The organism is Sphingopyxis sp. (genome assembly GCF_025869345.1).
In the GTDB taxonomy this organism is placed as follows: domain Bacteria; phylum Pseudomonadota; class Alphaproteobacteria; order Sphingomonadales; family Sphingomonadaceae; genus Sphingopyxis.
On record NZ_JAOZVW010000058.1, the window covers coordinates 28,685 to 48,816 of the forward strand.

Genomic DNA, 20,132 nt, shown 5'->3' on the forward strand with positions numbered 1-20,132 from the left:
GGCACGAAGCCGGCGGGGGGATCGCGATGACGGCAGAGGCGGAAAAAAGCTGGTTCGGTCACCCCGCGGGGCTGACCATCCTGTTCCTGACGCAGACGTGGGAACAATTTTCCTATTACGGTATGCGCGCGATCGTCGTCTATTACATGGTGACCGACTTGGCGATGAGCCAGGCGAAGAGCTCGATGGTTTTCGGGGTCTATGTCGCCTTTTTCTATCTGACGCCGATGCTGGGCGGGATCGTCACCGATCGCTGGCTGGGACGACGGCGGGCGATCATCCTCGGCGGGGCGATCATGGCGCTCGGCCATTTCCTGCTGACGTTCGAGCCCTTCTTCTATGCCGGACTTGCGGTGATCGTGATCGGCAACGGCTTTTTCCTGCCCGCGATCCCGGCACAGATCGGCGATCTCTATCGGCCCGGCGATCCCCGCCACGCCGGTGCCTATAATATCTATTATGTCGGCATCAACATCGGTGGCTTCCTTGCCCCCTTCGTCTGCGGCACGCTGGGCGAGCTTTACGGCTGGCACTGGGGATTCGGCGCGGCAGGGGTCGGAATGCTCGCGGGGTTGCTCCTCTATATTCTCGGCGGCAAATATCTGCCCGCCGAGCCGGTTCGCCAGCCCGCCGCCGGCCCCGCGCGCACGCGCTTTTCGGGCCGGATCATTCTGCTGATGCTGGCGGTCGGTTTCGCCACCACCCTGTTTCGCGGCGCGTATCAGCAGGTCGGCAACACGGTGGCGATCTGGCTGGAAAGCGGAGTCGACCGCGGCGTCGGCACGCTGTCCATCCCGATGACCTGGTTCCAGGCGCTCAACCCGCTGTTCGTCTTTGCGTTGACCCCTTTGCTGCTCGGCCATTGGCGCCGCCGCGCCGCGATGGGCCGCGAGCGTCCGGCGATCGCCCGGATGGCGATCGGCGCGACGCTGGTCGCCCTGTCCTTCGCGATGCTGGCGGCGCTCGCCGGGGTCGCGCACGGCCAGCCGATCTATTGGCCGTGGCTGGTCGTCTTCTTCGCCGTGCTGACGCTGGGCGAGCTTTATATCCTGCCCACCGGCCTGTATTTGTTCGACCGGCTCGCACCGCCGGGATCGAGCGCTTTCGCGATCGCCGCCTGGTACGGCACCATCTTCACCGGCAGCCTGTTTTCGGGCTGGGTCGGCACCGGCTGGTCGGCGATGAGTCCCACCGCCTTCTTCCTCCTGCTCGCCGGATGCTCGCTGGCGGGAGCCGCGATATTGGGACTGCTCGGCCGGACCGATCACTCGCGGCCGGAGAGCAACGCCTTATAGCGTTCGGCGAGCCGGGTCTGGCGCGTGTCCATCGGCATCTGGCGGCCCGCGACGAACACCGCCGCCGGTCCATCGCCGATGTCGAGCGGATCGCCGCGCCAGACGACGATATCGGCGAGCTTGCCCGGCTCGATCGACCCGAGCCGGTCGGCCACGCCAAAGATCGTCGCCGGGTTCAGCGTCACCGCCTTCAGCGCTTCGTCCCAGGGCAGACCGTTACCGACCGCATTGCCCGCATATTGGGCGACCAGCCGGGCATCGTGCGGCGCGCCCGCGCTGAACCGATTGAGCGGCGCGATCGCGATCGTCACGCCTGCCTTCGCCAGCCGCGCCGCATTTTCCTGCGTTGCCGCCATGGTCTCGAAATCGACGGGCAGATTGGCGTAGCTGTCGACGATCACCGGAATCTTCGCCGCCGCGATGCGATCGGCCACCATCCACCCTTCGGTCGCCCCCAGCATGACGACGCGGATCGACGGATGGCGCGCGGCAAAGGCGATCAATTGCTCGATATCGGGCGCGCGTTCGACATGCGCCACCATCGGCATCCTGCCCGCCAGCAACGCACGGAGCGCCTCGCCGTCCGGCCCCTGGGTTTCGGGCGCGGTGCGCAGCGCTTCTTCCAGCGTGATCCATGCCGCACCGCGCGCGCCGCCCGCGGCGGCAGCGCCCGCCGATCCCAGTTCGACCAGCGCCAGCGCGCGGGGCTCGAACAGCGGCGGCGCACCGTCGCCGGTCTGGATCAGCGCGCCGATGCCGCCAAAGATCGAACGGCTGGCGATCGGAAAAATCGCCCCGCGGGTCACGCCCTCGACCCGTGCCGTCGGGATGATCGTCGATGCCGGGTTGATGCCGTAATGCACGGCAAATCCGGCGGCGAAGGGCGCTCCCGCTGCCGACTGGTCCTGAGTCGAGGCCACGGTTTCCACCTCGACCAGCCCAAGCTGGCTATAGGCGCTGAACAGGCCGGGCGTGACCGGGCGGCCGCCCGCATCGACGACGCGGGCATCGGCGGGGACGGTGACCGTATCGCCGACCGCGACGATGCGATCGTCCTCGATCAACACTGTCCCCTTCTCGATCACCCCGCGTGCCGACAGGCTGTGGACCCGGCCGTTGACGATCGCCACCGTCTCGGCCGCGGCGGGCACCGGCAACAGCGCGAGCAGCAGCGCGACGGCACGCCCGGCCTTCATTTGCGATCTCCCGCGCCCGATTGGCCGAGCTCGAAATCGCTCACCCAGCGCGATTCCGGATTGCCGCGATCATAGACGACCGCGCCATCGACGAAGACCTTTTCGCTGTGCGTATAGACCGAAAAGGGATCGCCGCTCCACAGCACCACGTCAGCCATCTTGCCCGGTTCGAGCGATCCGGTGCGATCGGCGATGCCGAGCGCGGTCGCGGGATTGTAGGACATCCATTTCCACGCGTCGGCTTTTGAAATGTCGATGCCCATGCGGTGCGCGGCGGCACGCGCCTTCGCCCCTTCCTGGTTCAGATGCTGGATGGCGACGCTGTGATCCGAATGGATCATCGCGCAGCCGCCCGCCTGCTGCACCAGCCCGATATTCTGCGGCACGCCGTCATAGGATTCCATATTATAACCCCACCAGTCGGACCACATCGCCGCGCAGACGCCCTCCCGCTTCAGCAGGTCGGGGATTTTATAGGCCTCGACCGCGTGGTGGAAGGCGCTGATATGATAGCCGAATTCGCGCGCCATGCTCATCACCAGCGCCATTTCGTCGGCGCGGTGGCAATGCATGTGGACGCGGATATCGCCATCCAGCACGCCGGCCAGCGTTTCCAGCGTCAGGTCGCGATCGGGGGCGGCCAGCCCCGTCGCGCCCGCCGCCTTCGCCTTGTCATAGGCCGCCCATGCGGCGCGATATTTCTGCGCCTTGATCCAGGTCGCGCGATAGATGGCGAAATTGCCCATCCGGGTCGCGGGACGCTCGCCCTTCGTGCCATAGGGATGATTGGCCGAATTATAGGACATGGTGGGAATTTCGCCGCACGCCATCTTGAGCCCATAGGGCGCGCCGGGGAATTTCATGTCCTGCACCGTGCGGGCCGGCACCGTCTTCAGCACCACCGTCCGCCCGCCGAACAAATTTCCCGATCCGGGCAGGATCTGCTGGGTCGTGACGCCGCCCGCCGCGGCGCGGCTGAACGCCGGGTCCTGAACCAGAACGCCATGTTCCGCCCAGACCTCGGCGGTCACGGGTCCGACGAATTCGTTGACGCTGTCGGCGCCGACCACTTCGGGCACCGGGCCATTGCCGACATGGCTGTGGACGTCGATGATTCCCGGGGTCACCCATTTGCCGGTGCCGTCGATCACCTCGGCGTCGGCGGGGACGGGGATGTCCGCGCCGACGGCGACGATTTTGCCGCCCGACAGCAGGATCGAGCCCTTGTCGATCTGCCGTCCCCGCCCGTCGAGCAGCGTGGCGCCGGTGATGACCACCGGGCGCGACGGCAAGGGCCGATAGGTCGACGGATAGGGATCGCCGATCGGCGGCGCGGCACCGGATGCGGCCCCCGTCAGCATCAGCGCCGCCGCGAGCGCTGCGGCGCAGCAACGGGCCGAAAATCCCCTGGTGCCATATCCGGTCATCGCCCCGCGCATCATACCCCCTCCGGCTGGTCCAGCCCGCTTTGCGTTCATGACCGCCCCCTGTCGAAACGCCGCATCCAGGCCACTGTATCGGGATCGGGCAGCGAACCGATGATCGATACCCGCGTTTCCGCGCGTTCATCCTGTCCCAGCTTGAACTTGCCGGTGAGGCCCGTCACGATGGCGCGGAATCCGACGATGCCCCCAAGCATCGCATGATAGCGATCGCCGAGCTCGGCGATCGACCAGGGCCGAGGCCGCCCCTTCTCCATCGCCTCGACCAATGTTTCGAGCGCATATTCGGTGAGCGCCTCGTCGAACCGCACCTCGGCGCGAACTTTAAGCTGCGCATAATTCCATGTCGGCGCCCAATCGCGCACGCCGGCATGATCCGGGCTGACATAGCTGTCGGGGCCCCGAAACAGGATCGTCGCGCGCGGATCGGCGGTCAGCGCGGCGCGAAGCGGGTTCGACCGGGCCAGATGGCCGATCAGTTCGACCAGCGCACCATCCTCATCGAAGCGTCCGACGAGCGGCAAGAGGCTTGCCTCCATCGCCGCAGCGCCGCCGCCGCAGACCCAGGCGAGCGGATAATCCTCCACCAGCTTGCGCACGTCGGAACCGTCAAATCGCTCGAAAAGCGTCACGCCGTCCCCTTCAACCCTGCCGCGCCGCCAGGGCGAATGCGGGGCCCGGGCGTCCTGCCCTTCTTCGGCTCTCCCTGGCCCGCTCACAAGCGCCAAAAAAAGAAAATCAAAGGGGCCACTCGCGCGTTGCCGGCGCCCGCCGGGCGGATTAGACTTGGTCCCGATCATCAGGATATTTCTCGACAAGGATCGGTCCAATGCTCCGTCCCTGGCCGCTGAGCCTCAGCGAACGCATCGATCCCGCGCGCGATACGCCGGTCTATATCCAGATCATCGAGGCGCTCATTCGCGATATCGAGCGCGGCAGGCTGACCTCGGGAAGCTATCTGCCGAGCAGCCGCGAGTTGGCGAAGCATCTGGGCGTCAACCGAAAGACCGTGGTTTTCGCCTATGAGGATCTGATCGCGCAGGGGTGGCTCGACTCGGCTGGCACGCGGGGAACCATGGTTGCGGCCGCGCTGCCCGACCCGGTGAAGCGGCGGCGCGTCGATGTCGAACCCACGATGAGCAATGTCGAGGCCGGCTATCGCTTTGCCGCGCCGCCCGCGCGCCCGATCGCCCTGCCGGGGGGAAGCGGGCTCAAGATCGACGAAGGCGCCCCCGACGGACGGCTTTTCCCGGCCGAGCTTCTCGCCCGCGCCTATCGCGGCGCCACGCATCGCGCGGCGGGGACCAGCGACTTTCAATATCGCGACCCGCGCGGTGCTCCGGCGCTGCGCGACGGCATCGCGTCGATGCTGCGCGATCAGCGCGGATTGTCGGTCACGGCGGAAAATATCTGCATCACCCGCGGCAGCCAGAACGGCCTTTTCCTCGCCGCGCAGATCCTCGTCCGGCCGGGCGACGCGGTAATCGTCGAGGCGCTGACCTATGAGCCCGCCGTCGCCGCCTTTCGCGCGCTTGGCGCCCGGATCGTTCCGGTCGGCCTGGACGCGGGCGGAATCGATATCGACGCGGTCGAACAGGCCTGTCGCCGCAACACCGTGCGAGCGGTCTTCGTCACCCCGCACCATCAGTTTCCGACCACCGTCTCGCTGCGCCCCGGGCGGCGCCTGCGGCTGATCGAACTCGCGCGCCTGTTCGGTTTCGCGATCATCGAGGATGATTATGACCATGAATTCCATTTCCAGTCGCAACCGCTGCTGCCGCTCGCCAGCTATGCGCCGGGCGAGGTCATCTATGTCGGATCGATGTCGAAGCTGCTGCTCCCGGCGCTCCGCATCGGCTATGTCGCGGCGCCGCCCGCCGTCATCGACGCGATCGCGCACCGCGTGTCGCTGACCGACGGCATGGGCAACGCGCTCACCGAGGACGCGGCGGCCGCGCTTATCGAAAATGGCGAGCTGCGCCGCCACGCGCGCAAGGCCTGGCTGGTCTATGCCGAGCGGCGCCGGAACTTCGCCGCCGAACTCGACCAGGCGTTCGGCGCTATCGTGGATTACAAGATGCCCGATGGCGGGCTCGCCTTCTGGCTGCGTTTCCCCGGCGTCGATCTCGACGCCATGGAGGCCCGCGCCACGGCGATGGGCCTGCGCTTCGCCTCATCGCGTTCGTTCATGACGCAGGCCCAGGCGCCGCGCGGCTTGCGGATCGGCTTCGCGAGCCTCAACCCCTTCGAGGCACGGACCGCGCTCGCCGGGCTTCGCGAAGCGGCGGGGCACTGACGCCTTGGTCCCATAGACTTCGATATTATTGGATGTTTTGCGAACCATGCCGCCGCGGAAAGCTGCGACCATGCGAATGCGTCCCCTATGTCTCGTCGCCACGGCGCTGGGCTGCGCCGTCCCGGCCCTTGCCGAGGACGACAGGGTCGGCGCGCTCGAACGCCAACTGGCCGACCAGCAGGCGCGAATCCGGAAACTGGAAGCGCTGGTCGCCGAACAGAGCGAGAGGCTGAAACAGACCGCCCCGCCGGTCCCCACGCCGGCCCCACCCCTTGCCGCGTCGCATGCCGCCCGCAAGGCCGATGCAAACCTCGATGTCGGCGGCGACATGCGGGTTCGCCAGGAATGGAATGCGGTGCCGGGCCGCGATCGATCGCGCACCGCCATCCGCGCGCGGCTGCGGGCGAGCTATGCGATCAGCAACCATCTTTCGGTCGGAACGCAGATTGCCACCGGCGATCCCGACGATCCCAATTCGGCCGATGTGACCGTGGGCAGCTTCGTCGACGATCTGGCCGTATCGCTCGACCAGGCGTGGATCCGCTATACGCGCGGCGGCCTGACCGCCTATGCCGGAAAATTCCCGCAGATATTCCAGCGCACCGACATGCTGTGGGACGGCGACGTGTCGCCGCAGGGTGTCGCGGTCGCCTATGGCGCCGATCTCGGCGGCCCGCGTATAGACGCCCGCGGTCTCTATTTCGTGATCGACGAAGCCGCGGTCGCACGCGACAGCGACATGATCGGCGGTCAGCTCGCTCTGTCCGCGCCGCTCGCCCCGGACATCAAGGCGGGCCTCGCCGGCAGCTATTATCACTATCGGCTCGGCTCGGTGGCCGGCGCCGACGCCGGTGATTTTCGCGGCAACCTGATATCCGGCGGCCGCTATCTTTCGGACTTCCATCTGGTCGAAGGCATTGCGACGCTGGGCTGGACCGGCCCGTCGCCGCGCTGGCCCATCGGCTTTACCGCCGACTATGTCCGCAATCTCGGCGCGGCGGTATCGGGCGATACCGCCTTCAACCTCGAACTGACGGCGGGACGGATCTCCACACCCGGCGACTGGCGCATCGCCTATCATTATTCGGAGGTCGAGGTCGATTCGGTGCTGGCCGCGTTCAGCCATGACAATATCGACCTGTCGACCAACTACCGGCTGCACGGGCTGGGCCTGTCGCATGTCCCGGCGCCCCATTTGCAGGTCGACCTGCTCTGGTATCACTATCGTCCGCTCGATCCGCTCTATGCGGGCGGCCTGTCTCCGACCGCATGGCTCGACCGCATCCGCCTGGCGTTCATGGTGAGCTTCTGATGCTCATCCCGGCCGCCATGCTCGCGCTGGCCGGAGCGCCCGCGGCGGCCGATGCCGCCCTTCCCCACCCCGGCCCGGCGCACCACGTCCCGCACAGTCATACGCACCCCGCCGGGGAGATAGACGAGGATCATGGCCCGCTGCTGCTCCAGATCAGCTACACCGGCGAGATCATGGGCAATGCGGCGGGCGGCATCCGGCGCGGCGTGCGCTATCTCGACAATCTCGACATGGTGTTCGAGGCCGACATGGAGCGCGCACTCGGCTGGACCGGCGCCCAGATCCATGTCTATGGCCTCTACAACAACGGCCGTTCGATCAGCGGGCTTGCAGGCGACACCCAGGCGGTCAGCAATATCGAGACGGGCGTTTCGGCGCTGCGCCTCTACGAGGCGTGGATCGACCAGAGGCTCGGCAGCCATGTCTCGCTGCGCGCCGGTCTCTACGACCTCAATTCGGAGTTCGATTCGATCGAAGCCGCCGGCCTGTTCGTCGGCAGCGCGCATGGGATCGGCACCGACATCGCGCAGACCGGGCGGGGTGGTCCCTCGATCTTTCCCTCCACCGCGCTCGCCGCACGCCTGCAGGTCGCGCCGGCTTCGGGATGGGTGTTGCGCGCCGCGCTGCTCGACGGCGTTCCCGGCGACCCCGATCATCCCCGCCGCACCGCCATCCGGCTGGGCGGCGGCGATGGCGCGCTGATGATCGGGGAGGTCGAGGCGCCGTTTGGCGAAGGGAAATTATTGCTCGGCCATTGGCATTATACCGCGCGTTTCGACCGCAACGACAGCGGTGCCGGCAGGGGTAATTCCGGCACCTATGTGCGCGCCGCATTCCCGCTCGCGGCGCTGGGGGAGCGCCAGGTCGACGGCTTTCTGCGGCTCGGCACCGCGAGCGGCCGGTTCAATATGTTCGATCGCTTCGCCAGCGCCGGGCTCACGTTCAGCGGCTGGATTCGGGGGCGCGACGACGACGCATTCGGCATCGCGCTGGCCGGGGCCTTCACCGCCGACAGCTATCGCCTTGCGATGGGTGCCAAAGCCTCCGAGCTGGCGATCGAGGCGACCTATCATGCGCGCGTGAACGAGTGGCTGTCGGTGCAGCCCAGTCTCCATTATGTTCGCAATCCCTCCGCCGGCCCCGCCATTCCCGATGCGCTGCTGATCGGCATAAGGTTCGAGGTGAGCCACAGCCTGTTCGGCTTTTAGCGGCAGGCGCGCCCGCCGCGATGGCGGCTATTTCCAGTGCCGCCCCAGCCATTCGCGCAGCGCGACGGCATTATTCCGCTCTTCGTCTTTCGCGGCGTAGAGCAAGGTCACCGGCCCCGCCTTCGCTGCCGCGTCGAGTTCGGCCAGTGCCGCCGCGATCTCGTCGCCGCCGGCATCGAGTTCGGCGAAATATTCCTTGCGGAAGGCCGCCCAGGCCGCGTCCGAATGGGCGGTCGCGTGATGGAACTCCTCGCGCATCGCATCGGTCGGCGACAGGATTTTCAGCCACGCGGTCAGCGCCGCCTTCTCCTTCGACACGCCGCGCGGCCACAGCCGGTCGACGAGGAAGCGCGCGCCGTCGGCTTTCTCGGGCGGCTCGTAGATGCGCTTGACCGCGATTGTCAGTCCCTTCGCCATCTGCAAGACTATCGGCCAAGGCCGCGCGCACGGCAAGCCATAAGGAGGGAAAAATGACCGACGCCTGGGCGATCGACATCGACCGCGACGACATCGCCAAGGCGGCGCTCGCCGCCGATCCCGCCACACCGCTCGCCCCCGGCCAGATCCGCGTTCGCCTCGACAGCTATGCGATGACCGCAAACAACATCACTTATGCCGTATTCGGCAAGCCCGCCGGCCTGTTCGGCAACGATCAGGGCTATTGGGATTTCTTCGCCGAGCCGGGCGAACCGGGACGCCTGCCCGTCTGGGGCTTCGCGACCGTCACCGAAAGCGCCGCCGAAGGCATCGCCATCGGCGACCGCTTCTACGGCTATTATCCGATGGCGCGCGAGGCGGTGCTGACCGCGGGCAAGGCGGGTCCAAGCGGTTTCACCGACGTGACGCCGCGCCGCACGACGCTGCCGCCGATCTACAATCAATATCAGCGGATCGAGGCGCTGGAGGGCTATCGCCCGGCCGATCATGATTATTGGCCGGTCTTCCGCCCGCTGTTCCTGACCGGCTGGCTGATCGCCGACCAGTTCGAGGACGAGGGCGATTATGGCGCCGAACAGATATTGATCGCGAGCGCGTCGAGCAAGACCGCGATCGGCCTCGGCTTTTCGCTCGCGCAGCGCCAGGGGCCGCGCCCGCGAACGATCGGGCTGACCTCGAAGGCGCATGTCGCGGCGCTGGCCGGGCAGGACATCTACGACCGCGTGATCGCCTATGACGACATCACGGCGCTCGACCCCGGAACCCCCTCGGCGCTCGTCGACATGGCGGGCAACGGCGCGGTGACGCAGGCGGTGCACGGCCATTTCGGCGACGGGCTGAAAGCCTCGATCATCGTCGGCAAGTCGCATTGGGATGCCGATGCCGGCGAGGCGGCGCTTCCCGGCCCCGAGCGGCAGGGCTTCTTCGCGCCCGGCCGCAGCCAGAAGCGGATCGCCGACTGGGGCGGCGCGGCGTTCGGGCAAAAGATCGCCGCGGCGTGGCTGGGCTTCATGGACGTCGCGCCCCGCCTTGCGCGCATCGACAAGCGGAGCGGCGGCGAAGCCGCGCTCGCCGCCTATCGGGACATGCTGTCGGGCCGCGTCGATCCCAAGGCGGGAATCGTCGTGGAGCCCTGAAGGGCGACGGCGCAGCATGAAAAGAGGCGCGGGATTTCATTTCATCGTCACCCCGGACTCGATCCGGGGTGACGATGAAGGTAATTGACCCGGCTGAAGACGAACCATGCCCACTCCGCACCGGTTGACGTTAACGTCAATCTGCGCTCTAGCCGCGCCATGTCTCGCTATACCCATGTCATCTTCGATTTCGGCGGCGTCATCACCGCCTCGCCCTTCGAGGCCTTCAACCGGCTGGAGGATGAACGCGGGTTGCCGCGCGACTTCGTGCGCCGCGTCAACAGCGCCGATCCCGACGGCAATGCCTGGGCGAAATTCGAGCGGGCGGAGATCGACGCGGCGGCGTTCGACGGCCTGTTCGCGCAAGAAGCGCGCGCGCTGGGGCACGAACTCGAAGGCGAAGCGGTGCTCGCGGTGCTCGCCGGCGCGGTGCGGCCCGCGATGGTCGCGGCGCTCGATACGCTGAAGGCCCGGGGCTTCACGATCGGCTGCATCACCAACAATGTGCCGAGCGGCAAAGGCGCGGGGATGGCGCGCAGCGAGGCGATGGCGGCCGAGGTCGCCGCAATCATGGCCCGCTTCGACCATGTCATCGAATCGAGCAAGGTCGGGGTCCGCAAGCCCGATCCGCGTATCTATCAGATGATGTGCGAAGCGCTCGGCACCGAGCCCGCGGCCTGTATCTATCTCGACGACCTCGGCATCAACTGCAAACCGGCGAGCCAGCTCGGAATGCACGCGATCAAGGTGACGAGCGGCGAACAGGCGCTGGCCGACCTGTCGGCGGCGCTGGAGATCGCGCTGCCCTGAAGAAAGGCAGCCATAAAAATACCCGATTTCCCGAGCGAAGCCGAGGGGCTCGTTCGAGCGTAGCGAGAACCCGCACCGTCGCAGCCTCGGCTTCGCTCGGGGAATCGGCTCGCGGCTTTAATGCGCCAACAATAACGGCACCCGGCCGCTCGTCAGCAGATAGCGCGTCACCCCGCCGAAGATCGTCTCGCGCAGCCGGCTGCGGCCGAAGGCGCCCATCACGATCAGCCCCGCGCCCAGCGCCAGCGCCTCCTTTTCGAGCCGTTCCTCGACCGTGTCGCCGTCGCGGGCGACCGTCTCCAATTCGGCGTGGATGTCGTGGCGCGACAGATAGCGCAGCGCGTCGGTGGCGGGGACGTCGCCCTCTTCATCGCCGACGGTGACGAGGACCACCGGCCGGCCGCCGAGCAGCGGGATCGCCGCGCGCAGCGCGTGCGCCGCCTGCGCGCTGCCGTTCCACGCGACCATCGCCGGAGTGTCGGCGTCGAACACCTTCACCCCGTGCGGCAGCGCCAGCACCGGCGTCGTCGCGGTCACGGCAAGATCGCCCGCGAGCATCGGCGGCGGGCTGCCGCGCCGGTCCTCCTTTGCGGGCGGCAGGCTGACCACCGTCAGATCGGCGAAGGTCGCCGCTCCGGCGAGCGCGCCGACGATATCGCCATCGGCCATCGCGATGTCCCACGGCACATCCTCGCCCGCGAGCCGGTCGGCAAGCCGGCTTTCGAGCGCAATATCGTCGGCCTGCGCCGCGGCGAGCGCTTCGGCGGCAAAATAAGTGCCGCCGAACGGGTCGAAGCTGACGAATTGCTGGAGCGGCGTCGCGATCAGCAGCGTCGCATGGCCCTGAAAGCGGCGCGCGAGATCGAGCGCGACCTGCAGCCGGTCTTCGCAGGCGGAATCATTGTCGGCGTGAACGAGTATCGAGCGCATGAGAGCCTCCTTTGGCCGTCCGATATGCAGGATAATGCACCACGAGGCGCGACGGTTCATTGACCGGCGTCAATAGGAGGCGCGATGCGCAGGCGCGCGGCCTGCTCGAAGATGCGGACCAGCACCGGCTCGGTATCGGCGACGCGCATCGCGACGTGGAACTCGACCGGCGCCGGCGGCGGCATTCCGGCGAGTTCGACGAGCGCGCCGCGCGCGACCTCGCCGCGCACCATCGGTTCGGGGAAGATGCCGACGCCGCCGCCCGCCAGCACGATGTCGATCATCATCCGGGCGTTGTTGCAGAGGTTGAGCGAGCGCGGCGCGATGCGCGAAGCGTCGATCGCATCGCGCATCCGGCCGTGGATCGGCGAATGGCTGGCAAGCGACCAGACCGGCACCGCTTCATCCCCCGCACCGAAGGCCGCGGCAACCGCGGGACTGGCGAGCCACACCAGCGCGACCTTGCCGATCGGGCGCGACATCAGCGCCGGATGCGCGACCGGTCCCGCGGCGAAGGCCATGTCGGTGCGGCCGGTGAGCAATTGCTGGATCAGGTTCGCGGTCAGGTCGATCTCGATCTCCAGCCCGACCCCCGGCATCTCCTCCTTCAGCGCCGCGACGAAGGGCGGCAGGCAGCTTGCCGCCGCGATCTCGCCCGCGCCGATCCGCACCACCCCGCTCGCCTCGGCGAAACCACCGCTGCCGAGCAGCGCGCGTTCCATGTCGCGAAGCAGCGGCGCGCAGTCGCGCACCAGCTTGCGGCCCGCTGGGGTCAGCGACATGGTGCGCCCGTCGCGGCGGAACAGCGCCGAACCCAGCCGCTGCTCAAGCTCGCGCATCCGCGCCGACACCGCGGGCTGGGTGGTGTTGAGCCGCTCGGCGGCGGCCGAAAAGGTGCCGAGCCGGTCGATCCAGAGCAGGGTTTCGAGGTGATAGAAGGCGATTCTATTGATCGACATCACTTATCGATAAACTAAAAACACTATGATTAGAATTGATATGTCAGATGCGCCAATGTCGCGCGCACTCACCCACCAAGGAGGCCGTTTCATGGGGACCAAGCGCTATTCCGACGCCGCTGCCGCGCTCGACGGACTGCTCTTCGACGGAATGCATATCTGCGCGGGCGGTTTCGGCCTGTGCGGCATCCCCGAACGGCTGATCGACGCGGTGCGCGATTCGGGGGTCAACGGGCTGACCATCGCCAGCAACAATGCCGGGATCGACGGCGAAGGGCTCGGCAAGCTGCTCCGCACCAAGCAGATCAAAAAGATGATCGCCTCCTATGTCGGCGAGAACAAGGAGTTCGAGCGGCAATATCTGGCGGGTGAGCTCGAAGTCGAATTCTGCCCGCAGGGCACGCTCGCCGAACGCTGCCGCGCCGGCGGCGCGGGCATCCCCGGCTTCTATACCAAGACCGGCGTCGGCACCCTCATCGCCGAGGGCAAGGAAGTGAAGAGCTTCGACGGGCAGGACTATATCCTCGAACGCGGCATCTTCGCCGACCTTGCGATCATCAAGGGATGGAAGGCCGACGAAAGCGGCAACCTCATCTTCCGCAAGACCGCGCGCAACTTCAACCAGCCGATGGCGACCGCGGCGAAGATCTGCGTCGCCGAGGTCGAGGAGATCGTGCCGACCGGCAGCCTCGATCCCGACTGCATCCACCTGCCCGGCATTTACGTGAAGCGGATGATCGTCGGCGCGCCCTACGACAAGAAGATCGAATTCCGCACCGTGCGCCCGCGGGAAGCGGCGTGATGCGCGGCCTTGCCTTCGCCGCCGCCCTGCTGCTCGCGGGCTGCGCCTCGACCCAGACCGCACCCAAACCGCTGAGCGCCGACGTCGTCGCCTCGCAGGTCGGCGAGAAGCCGACGCCGACGTCGCCGCCGACGGGGCAGCAATGGCTCTACGGATCGGCCGAGGGCGCGGTCGCGTCGGCGCAGGTCTATCGCGCGCTCGCCGCCTATGTGCGCGCGGTCGCCATCTCGGCCGCGCCGCACAAGCAGGTCGTGCTCGCGGAGGGATCGACGCCCGCCGCGCCACGCTTCGACGATTGCGGGCAAAAGCCGCTCGCGGCGGTGTTCGACGCCGACGAGACCTTGATCTGGAACATCGGCGCGATGCGCTACATGGCCGAGCAGCGCAAGGATTTCGACCCCGCGATCTGGGACCAGTGGGAAAAGACCGGCGCGGGCAAGGCGGTGGCGATGCCCGGCGTGATTGACGCGGTGAACATCATGCGCGGCGCGGGGGTGACGGTGATCGTCAACACCAACCGCACCGCCGCCAATGCCAAGGGCACCGAGGACACGCTGCGCGCCGCCGGACTCGGCGAATATAAGCATGGCGAGACGCTGTTCCTGATGGGCGACACCCCCGACGGCGCGAGCAAGGACGGGCGCCGCGCGCTGATCGCCTCGCGATATTGCGTGATCGCGATGGGCGGCGACCAGCTCGGCGACTTCGCGCAGGCGTTCAACGCGCGCGAACTTTCGGTCGCCGATCGCAAGACGCTGGCGACCAGCGGCCCGATCGCCGACCTGTGGGGGCATGGCTGGTTCCTGCTCTCCAACCCCGTCTACGGCCCGTCGATTCGCGGCGGCTTTGCCGACATCTTCCCCTCCGACAAGCAATGGGAGCCGAAATAATGGCCTGGACGCGTGATGACATGGCGGCGCGGGCCGCGAAGGAGCTGGAAGACGGCTATTACGTCAATCTCGGCATCGGCATTCCGACGCTGGTCGCGAACCATGTCCCCGCCGGGATGACGGTGACGCTGCAGTCGGAGAACGGGATGCTCGGCATCGGCCCCTTCCCCCTCGAAGGCGACGAGGACCCCGACCTGATCAACGCCGGCAAGCAGACGATCAGCGAACTGCCGCAGACCGCCTATTTCGGGTCGGAACAGAGCTTTGCGATGATCCGCGGCGGCCATATCGACCTCGCCGTGCTGGGCGGCATGGAGGTCGCCGAAAATGGCGATCTCGCCAACTGGATGGTGCCCGGCAAGATGATCAAGGGCATGGGCGGCGCGATGGATCTCGTCGCCGGGGTCAAGAAGATCATCGTCGTGATGGAGCACACCGCGAAGGACGGCGGCGCGAAGTTCATCCCGGCGTGCACCCTGCCGCTGACCGGCAAGAATGTCATCGACATGATCATCACCGACCTCGCGGTGTTCAAGCGCGACGATCACGCCAGCCCGTTCCGGCTGATCGAACTCGCGCCGGGGGTGACGGCGGAGGAAGTCGCCGCTAAGACCACGGCCCAATATGAGGTCGCGATCTAGTAACGAGTCGATGAAGCGGGTTTTCGTTTTTCTGGCCGCCGCCGCCGCGCTGGTGGCGGCCGGCTGGTTCGGCGTGCGCGCCTTTGGCGGCAGCAGTCATCCGCTCGCCAGCGTCGCGATCCCGATCAAGGCCCCCGAAGAACTGCCCGACACGCCCGGCAAATGGCGCGGGCGGATCGACTATCGCGCGCTCGACAGTCAGCTTTCCGCGCTGGCGCAGCGTCCCGAAATGGCGGGGCTCGCGGTGGCGGTGGTCGAGAACGGCAAACTAAGCTTCGTGCGCACCTATGGCGTCGCCGACAAGGCGACCGGCGCGCCGGTCACGCCGCATACCCTGTTCCGCTGGGCCTCGGTTTCCAAGACTGCGACGGGGGCGATGGCGGCGGCGCTCGCCAGCGACGGCGCCGTCGATCTCGACCGCCCGGTCGCCGACTGGCGCACCTCGCTGCGCCTGCCGGGCGGCGCCGAGGCGCATGTGACGGTCGCCGAGCTGCTGTCGCAGCGCACCGGGCTCACCAAGAACGCCTATGACGAGAAATTGGAGGAAGGGCAGGACCCCGCGCTGCTCCGCGCGAGCCTGAGCACCGCGCCGCTGCAATGCGAACCCGGCACCTGCCACACTTATCAGAATGTCGCCTTCGACACCGCGAACGAGATATTGGGCAAGGCCGCGAACAAGGCGTTCCCCGACGCGGTCGAGGATCGATTCTTCCTGCCGCTCGGCATGGTCAGCGCGGGCTATGGGATGAAACGGCTGACCGGCGCCAGCGACTGGGCGAGGCCGCACAACGGCGCGCACGTCCGCCCGGTCAAGGAAGCCTATTGGCGCGTTCCCGCCGCCGCGGGGGTCGAGAGCGACATCGTCGATTTCGCGACCTGGATGCAGGCGATGATGGGCAGCCGGCCCGATGTTCTGCCTCCCGCGGTGCTGCAGATCGCCCACCATCCGCGCGTCGGCACCGCGCGGCTCTATGGCGGCGCGCTGCGGCAGGCGATCAGCGACGCCTCCTATGGGATGGGCTGGCGGAACTTCACTTATGACGGCCTGCGGCTGGAGGGCCATTCGGGCGCGGTGGCGGGCTATCGCGCGACGATGATTTTCGAACCCGCGACGCGGACCGGCGTCGTCGCGCTGTGGAACAGCGACTGGGGTTTCCCCTTCCGCATCCCCTTCGCGGCGATCGACAGCTATCATGGGCGCGCGGATGCGGGCTGGCTCGATCTCAGCAAACTGCCCCCCGCGCCGGGCGGCACGGCGCGGACCGCCGCTGCCGTTCGCCCGCCGATCGGCTAACGCAAGACGAGGAGGCGACTGCATGTACGAGCTGATCACCGCCAACCGCAATTATTCGAGCTGGTCGCTGCGGCCGTGGGTGCTGATGCGCGCGCTCGGCATCGCGTTCGAAGACCGGGTCGAGCCCTTCGCGGCGCCGGTCAATTACGACGCCTTCCGCGGCTTTTCGCCGACCGGGCAGGTTCCGGCGCTGCTCCACGAGGGGCGGACGATCTACGACTCGCTGGGCATCACCCTCTATCTGGCGGACCGGCACGACGGCATCTGGCCCGCCGATCCCGACGCGCGCGCCTGGGCGCAATGCGCGGCCGCCGAGATGCACAGCGGCTTTTCGGCGCTGCGCGGCGACTGCACGATGAACGTCGGGGTGCGGGTGACGCCGAAACCGATGTCGGACGCCCTCACCGCCAATGTCGCGCGCGTCCGCGAATTGTTCGAAGGCGGGCTAACGAAATTCGGAGGCCCTTGGCTCGCAGGCGCGGATTTCTCGGCGGTCGATGCCTTCTTCGCGCCCGTCGCCTTTCGCATCCGCACCTATGGCCTCGACGTCGGCGCCGGACAGGCGTGGGTCGACCATATGCTGGCGCATCCGGCGATGGTCGAATGGGAGCGGCAGGCGCTCGCCGAAGACTGGCGCGAGGAAAGCCATGAGGCCGAACTGGCGGCGGCGGGATTGATTACCGCGGATTACCGGACCGCCTAGCCATTCTGTTTGGCGTTAGTCGGTGAGCGCCTCGCGCACCACCGCGATCCCCGCTTCGCGCTGCGCCTTGAGTTCGGCCTTCAGCTTCGCGGGATCGCGCGCGAACACGAAGCCGAAGCTGACCCCGCCCTCCTTGCCCGTCGTCGCATGGTGGAGCTTGTGCGCCTGCACCAGCCGCTTGGCATAGCCGCGCCGCGGCACCCAGCGGAACCAGCGCTGGTGGACGAGCCCGTCGTGCACCAGCGTGTAGATGACCCCGTAAAGGAGGACGCCGAGGCCGATCCACGTCCCCGGCTCCCACGCCGCGGCGCCGCGGATCATCGGGCTGCCGGCCGCGAACATCGCGATGCTCATCGCGGCGCCGGCGAGCGCGAACAGGTCGTTCTTTTCCAGCATCGCGTCGTGCGGTTCGTGATGGTCGCGGTGCCACGCCCAGCCGAAACCGTGCATGATATATTTGTGGCTCGCCCAGGCGACGCCCTCCATCGCCGCCACGGTGGCAAGGATGAGCGCAAGGATGGCGGGGGTGGGCATGGGCGGATTATAGGCCGGTCACAGCAGTCGCGCCATCATCTCCTCGTCACCCCGGACTTGATCCGCCGTCCCGCTTATCACCGCTGCAAAAGCGGGATGCCGGATCAAGTCCGGCATGACGAAGAAGGAGACGCAAACACGACCGAAAATTGCGTTTTTCTTCGCCACCGACTTGCAAAGTTGTGCGGCTGATCTAAGTGAACCCGCATGACTCAGCCCCGCACCCTTTATGAGAAAATCTGGGACGCGCATGTCGTCGAACAGCGCCCCGACGGCACCGCTCTGATCTTCATCGACCGCCATCTCGTCCATGAAGTCACCAGCCCGCAGGCCTTCGCGGGGCTTCGCGCGAGCGGGCGCACGGTGCGCCGTCCCGACCTGACGCTCGCGGTGCCCGACCATAATGTGCCAACGACGGCGCGGCTCGACGCGAACGGCAACAAGCTGCCGATCGCCGACCCCGAAAGCGCGGCGCAGCTCGCGGCGCTGGAGAAGAACGCGCCCGAATATGGCATCCGCTATATCGACGCGGTCGCGCCCGAACAGGGCATCGTCCATGTCGTCGGCCCCGAGCAGGGTTTCTCGCTGCCCGGCACGACGATCGTCTGCGGCGACAGCCACACCGCCTGCCACGGCGGCATCGGCGCGCTCGCCTTCGGTATCGGGACGAGCGAGGTCGAGCATGTGCTGGCGACGCAGACGCTGTTGCTCCAGCCGTCGAAGACGATGGAAGTGCGCGTCGAGGGCGAAGTCGGCCCCGGCGTCACCGCGAAGGACATCATCCTCCACATCACCGGCACGATCGGCGCCGCCGGCGGCACCGGACACGTCATCGAATATACCGGCAGCGCGATCCGCGCCCTCAGCATCGAGGGGCGGCTGACCGTCAGCAACATGGCGATCGAGGGCGGCGCGCGCGCCGGGCTGATCGCGCCCGACGAAACGACCTTCGCCTATCTGAAGGGTCGCCCCTATGCGCCGAAGGGCGCCGACTGGGACGCCGCGGTCGCTTATTGGAAGAGCCTCGCGACCGATCCGGGGGCGACCTACGACAAGACCGTCGTCATCGACGCCGCCGCCATCGCGCCGAGCGTCACCTGGGGCACCAGCCCCGAGGATGTCGTGCCGATCACCGGCGTCGTGCCCGATCCCGCGAGCTTCGCCGATCCGTCGAAGCAAGCCGCCGCCGCCAAGAGCCTCGCCTATATGGGGCTCGAACCCGGCACGCGGATGCAGGATGTGCCGATCGAGAATATCTTCATCGGCAGTTGCACCAACAGCCGCATCGAGGACATGCGCGCCGCCGCCGCGATCGTCAAAGGCCGCAAGAAGGCCGATAACGTCCGCTGGGCGATCGTCGTCCCCGGCTCGGGCCTCGTAAAGGCGCAGGCCGAAGCCGAGGGTCTCGACCGCATCTTCACCGACGCGGGGCTCGAATGGCGCGAGCCCGGCTGTTCGGCGTGCCTCGCGATGAACCCCGACAAGGTGCCCGCGGGCGAGCGCTGCGCCTCGACCAGCAACCGCAATTTCGTCGGCCGCCAGGGGCCGGGCAGCCGCACCCACCTCGTCAGCCCCGCGATGGCGGCAGCGGCGGCGGTGACGGGCCGGCTCACCGACGTCAGGGAGCTGATGGCATGACCCCGCTGGAAAAGGTCGAAGGCCGCGCGATTCCGCTGGGGCTCAAGAATGTCGATACCGACGTCATCATCCCCGCGCACTGGCTGAAGACGACGACGCGCGAGGGCATGGGGCGCGGCGCGTTCGAGAGCCTGCGCGCCGACCCCGACAATCTGTTCGACAGCGCCGACTATAAGGGCGCGCCGATCCTGATCGCGGGCGACAATTTCGGCTGCGGGTCGAGCCGCGAACATGCGGCATGGGCGCTCGGCGACCTCGGCATCCGCGTCGTCATCGCGCCGTCCTACTCCGACATCTTCTCGGGCAATGCGGTCAAGAACGGCATCCTGCCGGTGGTGCTGCCGCAGGCGGCGATCGACCGGCTGATGGAGGTGGCGGCGACCGATCCGGTCCATGTCGACCTCGACACCCAGACGGTGACGACGCCTTTCCAGGACCGTTTCGCCTTCGAGATCGATCCGTTCCGCAAGATGTGCCTGCTCGAAGGGCTCGACGAGATTTCACTGACCGAGAAGAGCGATGCCGCGATCGGCGCCTATGAAGCAAAGCTCGACGCGGATCGCCCGTGGATGCGCCCGGTCGCGGCCTCATGAATTAGCGGCACCGGC

21 protein-coding genes are annotated in these 20,132 nt (G+C 67.5%); 13 read left to right on the plus strand and 8 right to left on the minus strand.

The window, feature by feature from the left end:
* Positions 1–26 precede the first annotated feature (26 nt).
* Positions 27–1,295: a peptide MFS transporter gene (locus tag OJI97_RS06440; protein WP_297662212.1), complete on the plus strand. Its 1,269-nt coding sequence runs from the start codon at positions 27–29 to the stop codon at positions 1,293–1,295.
* Here OJI97_RS06440 and OJI97_RS06445 read toward each other — a convergent pair.
* From OJI97_RS06445 to OJI97_RS06455, 3 genes are all read right to left on the minus strand, one after another.
* Positions 1,265–2,491, minus strand: coding sequence for an amidohydrolase family protein (locus tag OJI97_RS06445; RefSeq protein WP_297662214.1), 1,227 nt, complete (start codon positions 2,489–2,491; stop codon positions 1,265–1,267). The two genes, OJI97_RS06440 and OJI97_RS06445, sit on opposite strands and share 31 nt — an antisense overlap.
* The gene (locus OJI97_RS06450; protein WP_297662259.1) at positions 2,488–3,852 is read right to left on the minus strand and encodes an amidohydrolase; all 1,365 of its coding nucleotides are present in this window, start codon (positions 3,850–3,852) and stop codon (positions 2,488–2,490) included. Before OJI97_RS06450 ends, OJI97_RS06445 begins: the two co-directional genes overlap by 4 nt.
* A 113-nt stretch (positions 3,853–3,965) precedes the next feature.
* Positions 3,966–4,565, minus strand: a complete 600-nt coding sequence (locus OJI97_RS06455; protein WP_297662216.1) for an FMN-binding negative transcriptional regulator — start codon at positions 4,563–4,565, stop codon at positions 3,966–3,968.
* A 197-nt stretch (positions 4,566–4,762) separates the two neighbouring features.
* Between OJI97_RS06455 and OJI97_RS06460 the strand changes: the two genes are divergently transcribed.
* The 3 genes from OJI97_RS06460 to OJI97_RS06470 all read left to right on the plus strand — a co-directional run bounded on the left by OJI97_RS06460 (position 4,763) and on the right by OJI97_RS06470 (position 8,749).
* The gene (locus OJI97_RS06460; protein WP_297662218.1) at positions 4,763–6,229 is read left to right on the plus strand and encodes a PLP-dependent aminotransferase family protein; all 1,467 of its coding nucleotides are present in this window, start codon (positions 4,763–4,765) and stop codon (positions 6,227–6,229) included.
* A gap of 70 nt (positions 6,230–6,299) precedes the next feature.
* Positions 6,300–7,541: a putative porin gene (locus tag OJI97_RS06465; RefSeq protein ID WP_297662220.1), complete on the plus strand. Its 1,242-nt coding sequence runs from the start codon at positions 6,300–6,302 to the stop codon at positions 7,539–7,541.
* Positions 7,541–8,749 carry a carbohydrate porin gene (locus tag OJI97_RS06470; protein WP_297662222.1) on the plus strand — a complete coding sequence of 403 codons (1,209 nt, stop codon included), beginning with the start codon at positions 7,541–7,543 and terminating at the stop codon, positions 8,747–8,749. The genes OJI97_RS06465 and OJI97_RS06470 overlap by 1 nt, the downstream gene beginning before the upstream one ends.
* 27 nt (positions 8,750–8,776) lie before the next feature.
* Here the strand turns inward: OJI97_RS06470 and OJI97_RS06475 are convergent, their stop codons facing one another.
* Positions 8,777–9,166: a DUF488 domain-containing protein gene (locus OJI97_RS06475; protein ID WP_297662224.1), complete on the minus strand. Its 390-nt coding sequence runs from the start codon at positions 9,164–9,166 to the stop codon at positions 8,777–8,779.
* A 53-nt stretch (positions 9,167–9,219) separates the two neighbouring features.
* On the opposite strand from OJI97_RS06475, the gene OJI97_RS06480 reads away from it, so the two are divergent.
* Both OJI97_RS06480 and OJI97_RS06485 read left to right on the plus strand, forming a co-directional pair.
* Entirely contained in the window at positions 9,220–10,323 is a 1,104-nt protein-coding gene (locus tag OJI97_RS06480) for a DUF2855 family protein (protein WP_297662226.1), read from the plus strand.
* Positions 10,324–10,482: 159 nt separating this feature from the next.
* Positions 10,483–11,133: an HAD-IA family hydrolase gene (locus OJI97_RS06485; protein WP_297662228.1), complete on the plus strand. Its 651-nt coding sequence runs from the start codon at positions 10,483–10,485 to the stop codon at positions 11,131–11,133.
* Positions 11,134–11,250: 117 nt separating this feature from the next.
* Here OJI97_RS06485 and OJI97_RS06490 read toward each other — a convergent pair whose 3' ends face one another.
* Positions 11,251–12,063: a universal stress protein gene (locus OJI97_RS06490; protein ID WP_297662230.1), complete on the minus strand. Its 813-nt coding sequence runs from the start codon at positions 12,061–12,063 to the stop codon at positions 11,251–11,253.
* Positions 12,064–12,119: 56 nt separating this feature from the next.
* Positions 12,120–13,022, minus strand: coding sequence for a LysR family transcriptional regulator (locus OJI97_RS06495; RefSeq protein WP_297662232.1), 903 nt, complete (start codon positions 13,020–13,022; stop codon positions 12,120–12,122).
* A 91-nt stretch (positions 13,023–13,113) separates the two neighbouring features.
* Between OJI97_RS06495 and OJI97_RS06500 the strand changes: the two genes are divergently transcribed.
* From OJI97_RS06500 to OJI97_RS06520, 5 genes are read left to right on the plus strand one after another with little or no spacing between them, the layout of a single operon-like run.
* Positions 13,114–13,824 carry a CoA transferase subunit A gene (locus OJI97_RS06500; protein WP_297662234.1) on the plus strand — a complete coding sequence of 237 codons (711 nt, stop codon included), beginning with the start codon at positions 13,114–13,116 and terminating at the stop codon, positions 13,822–13,824.
* Positions 13,824–14,714: an HAD family acid phosphatase gene (locus OJI97_RS06505; protein WP_297662236.1), complete on the plus strand. Its 891-nt coding sequence runs from the start codon at positions 13,824–13,826 to the stop codon at positions 14,712–14,714. The genes OJI97_RS06500 and OJI97_RS06505 overlap by 1 nt, the downstream gene beginning before the upstream one ends.
* Positions 14,714–15,355: a 3-oxoacid CoA-transferase subunit B gene (locus tag OJI97_RS06510; protein WP_297662238.1), complete on the plus strand. Its 642-nt coding sequence runs from the start codon at positions 14,714–14,716 to the stop codon at positions 15,353–15,355. Before OJI97_RS06505 ends, OJI97_RS06510 begins: the two co-directional genes overlap by 1 nt.
* Before the next feature lie 10 nt (positions 15,356–15,365).
* Positions 15,366–16,649, plus strand: coding sequence for a serine hydrolase (locus tag OJI97_RS06515; protein WP_297662240.1), 1,284 nt, complete (start codon positions 15,366–15,368; stop codon positions 16,647–16,649).
* Positions 16,650–16,671: 22 nt separating this feature from the next.
* Complete coding sequence (locus OJI97_RS06520) at positions 16,672–17,352, plus strand: glutathione S-transferase family protein (RefSeq protein ID WP_297662242.1); 681 nt, start codon at positions 16,672–16,674, stop codon at positions 17,350–17,352.
* A 15-nt stretch (positions 17,353–17,367) separates the two neighbouring features.
* On the opposite strand, the gene OJI97_RS06525 is transcribed toward OJI97_RS06520, so the two are convergent.
* A complete protein-coding gene (locus OJI97_RS06525; protein ID WP_297662244.1) occupies positions 17,368–17,886 on the minus strand; it encodes a sterol desaturase family protein in 519 nt (172 codons plus the stop codon).
* Between the two features lie 18 nt (positions 17,887–17,904).
* Positions 17,905–18,054 (minus strand): hypothetical protein, encoded by a 150-nt coding sequence (locus OJI97_RS06530; protein ID WP_297662246.1) that lies wholly within the window; start codon positions 18,052–18,054, stop codon positions 17,905–17,907.
* A 39-nt stretch (positions 18,055–18,093) separates the two neighbouring features.
* On the opposite strand from OJI97_RS06530, the gene leuC reads away from it, so the two are divergent.
* Both leuC and leuD read left to right on the plus strand, forming a co-directional pair.
* Positions 18,094–19,524: a 3-isopropylmalate dehydratase large subunit gene (gene leuC, locus OJI97_RS06535; RefSeq protein ID WP_297662248.1), complete on the plus strand. Its 1,431-nt coding sequence runs from the start codon at positions 18,094–18,096 to the stop codon at positions 19,522–19,524.
* Positions 19,521–20,117 carry a 3-isopropylmalate dehydratase small subunit gene (gene leuD, locus OJI97_RS06540; RefSeq protein ID WP_297662250.1) on the plus strand — a complete coding sequence of 199 codons (597 nt, stop codon included), beginning with the start codon at positions 19,521–19,523 and terminating at the stop codon, positions 20,115–20,117. Before leuC ends, leuD begins: the two co-directional genes overlap by 4 nt.
* The last annotated feature ends 15 nt before the right edge of the window (positions 20,118–20,132 follow it).

Coding starts and splice junctions, on each gene's coding strand:
- OJI97_RS06440 (WP_297662212.1), top strand. CDS start 27: ATGACGGCAGAGGCGGAAAAAAGCTGGTTCGGTCACCCCGCGGGGCTG.
- OJI97_RS06445 (WP_297662214.1), bottom strand. CDS start 2,491: ATGAAGGCCGGGCGTGCCGTCGCGCTGCTGCTCGCGCTGTTGCCGGTG.
- OJI97_RS06450 (WP_297662259.1), bottom strand. CDS start 3,852: ATGCTGACGGGGGCCGCATCCGGTGCCGCGCCGCCGATCGGCGATCCC.
- OJI97_RS06460 (WP_297662218.1), top strand. CDS start 4,763: ATGCTCCGTCCCTGGCCGCTGAGCCTCAGCGAACGCATCGATCCCGCG.
- OJI97_RS06465 (WP_297662220.1), top strand. CDS start 6,300: ATGCGAATGCGTCCCCTATGTCTCGTCGCCACGGCGCTGGGCTGCGCC.
- OJI97_RS06470 (WP_297662222.1), top strand. CDS start 7,541: ATGCTCATCCCGGCCGCCATGCTCGCGCTGGCCGGAGCGCCCGCGGCG.
- OJI97_RS06475 (WP_297662224.1), bottom strand. CDS start 9,166: ATGGCGAAGGGACTGACAATCGCGGTCAAGCGCATCTACGAGCCGCCC.
- OJI97_RS06480 (WP_297662226.1), top strand. CDS start 9,220: ATGACCGACGCCTGGGCGATCGACATCGACCGCGACGACATCGCCAAG.
- OJI97_RS06485 (WP_297662228.1), top strand. CDS start 10,483: ATGTCTCGCTATACCCATGTCATCTTCGATTTCGGCGGCGTCATCACC.
- OJI97_RS06490 (WP_297662230.1), bottom strand. CDS start 12,063: ATGCGCTCGATACTCGTTCACGCCGACAATGATTCCGCCTGCGAAGAC.
- OJI97_RS06495 (WP_297662232.1), bottom strand. CDS start 13,022: ATGTCGATCAATAGAATCGCCTTCTATCACCTCGAAACCCTGCTCTGG.
- OJI97_RS06500 (WP_297662234.1), top strand. CDS start 13,114: ATGGGGACCAAGCGCTATTCCGACGCCGCTGCCGCGCTCGACGGACTG.
- OJI97_RS06505 (WP_297662236.1), top strand. CDS start 13,824: ATGCGCGGCCTTGCCTTCGCCGCCGCCCTGCTGCTCGCGGGCTGCGCC.
- OJI97_RS06510 (WP_297662238.1), top strand. CDS start 14,714: ATGGCCTGGACGCGTGATGACATGGCGGCGCGGGCCGCGAAGGAGCTG.
- OJI97_RS06515 (WP_297662240.1), top strand. CDS start 15,366: ATGAAGCGGGTTTTCGTTTTTCTGGCCGCCGCCGCCGCGCTGGTGGCG.
- OJI97_RS06520 (WP_297662242.1), top strand. CDS start 16,672: ATGTACGAGCTGATCACCGCCAACCGCAATTATTCGAGCTGGTCGCTG.
- OJI97_RS06525 (WP_297662244.1), bottom strand. CDS start 17,886: ATGCCCACCCCCGCCATCCTTGCGCTCATCCTTGCCACCGTGGCGGCG.
- leuC (WP_297662248.1), top strand. CDS start 18,094: ATGACTCAGCCCCGCACCCTTTATGAGAAAATCTGGGACGCGCATGTC.
- leuD (WP_297662250.1), top strand. CDS start 19,521: ATGACCCCGCTGGAAAAGGTCGAAGGCCGCGCGATTCCGCTGGGGCTC.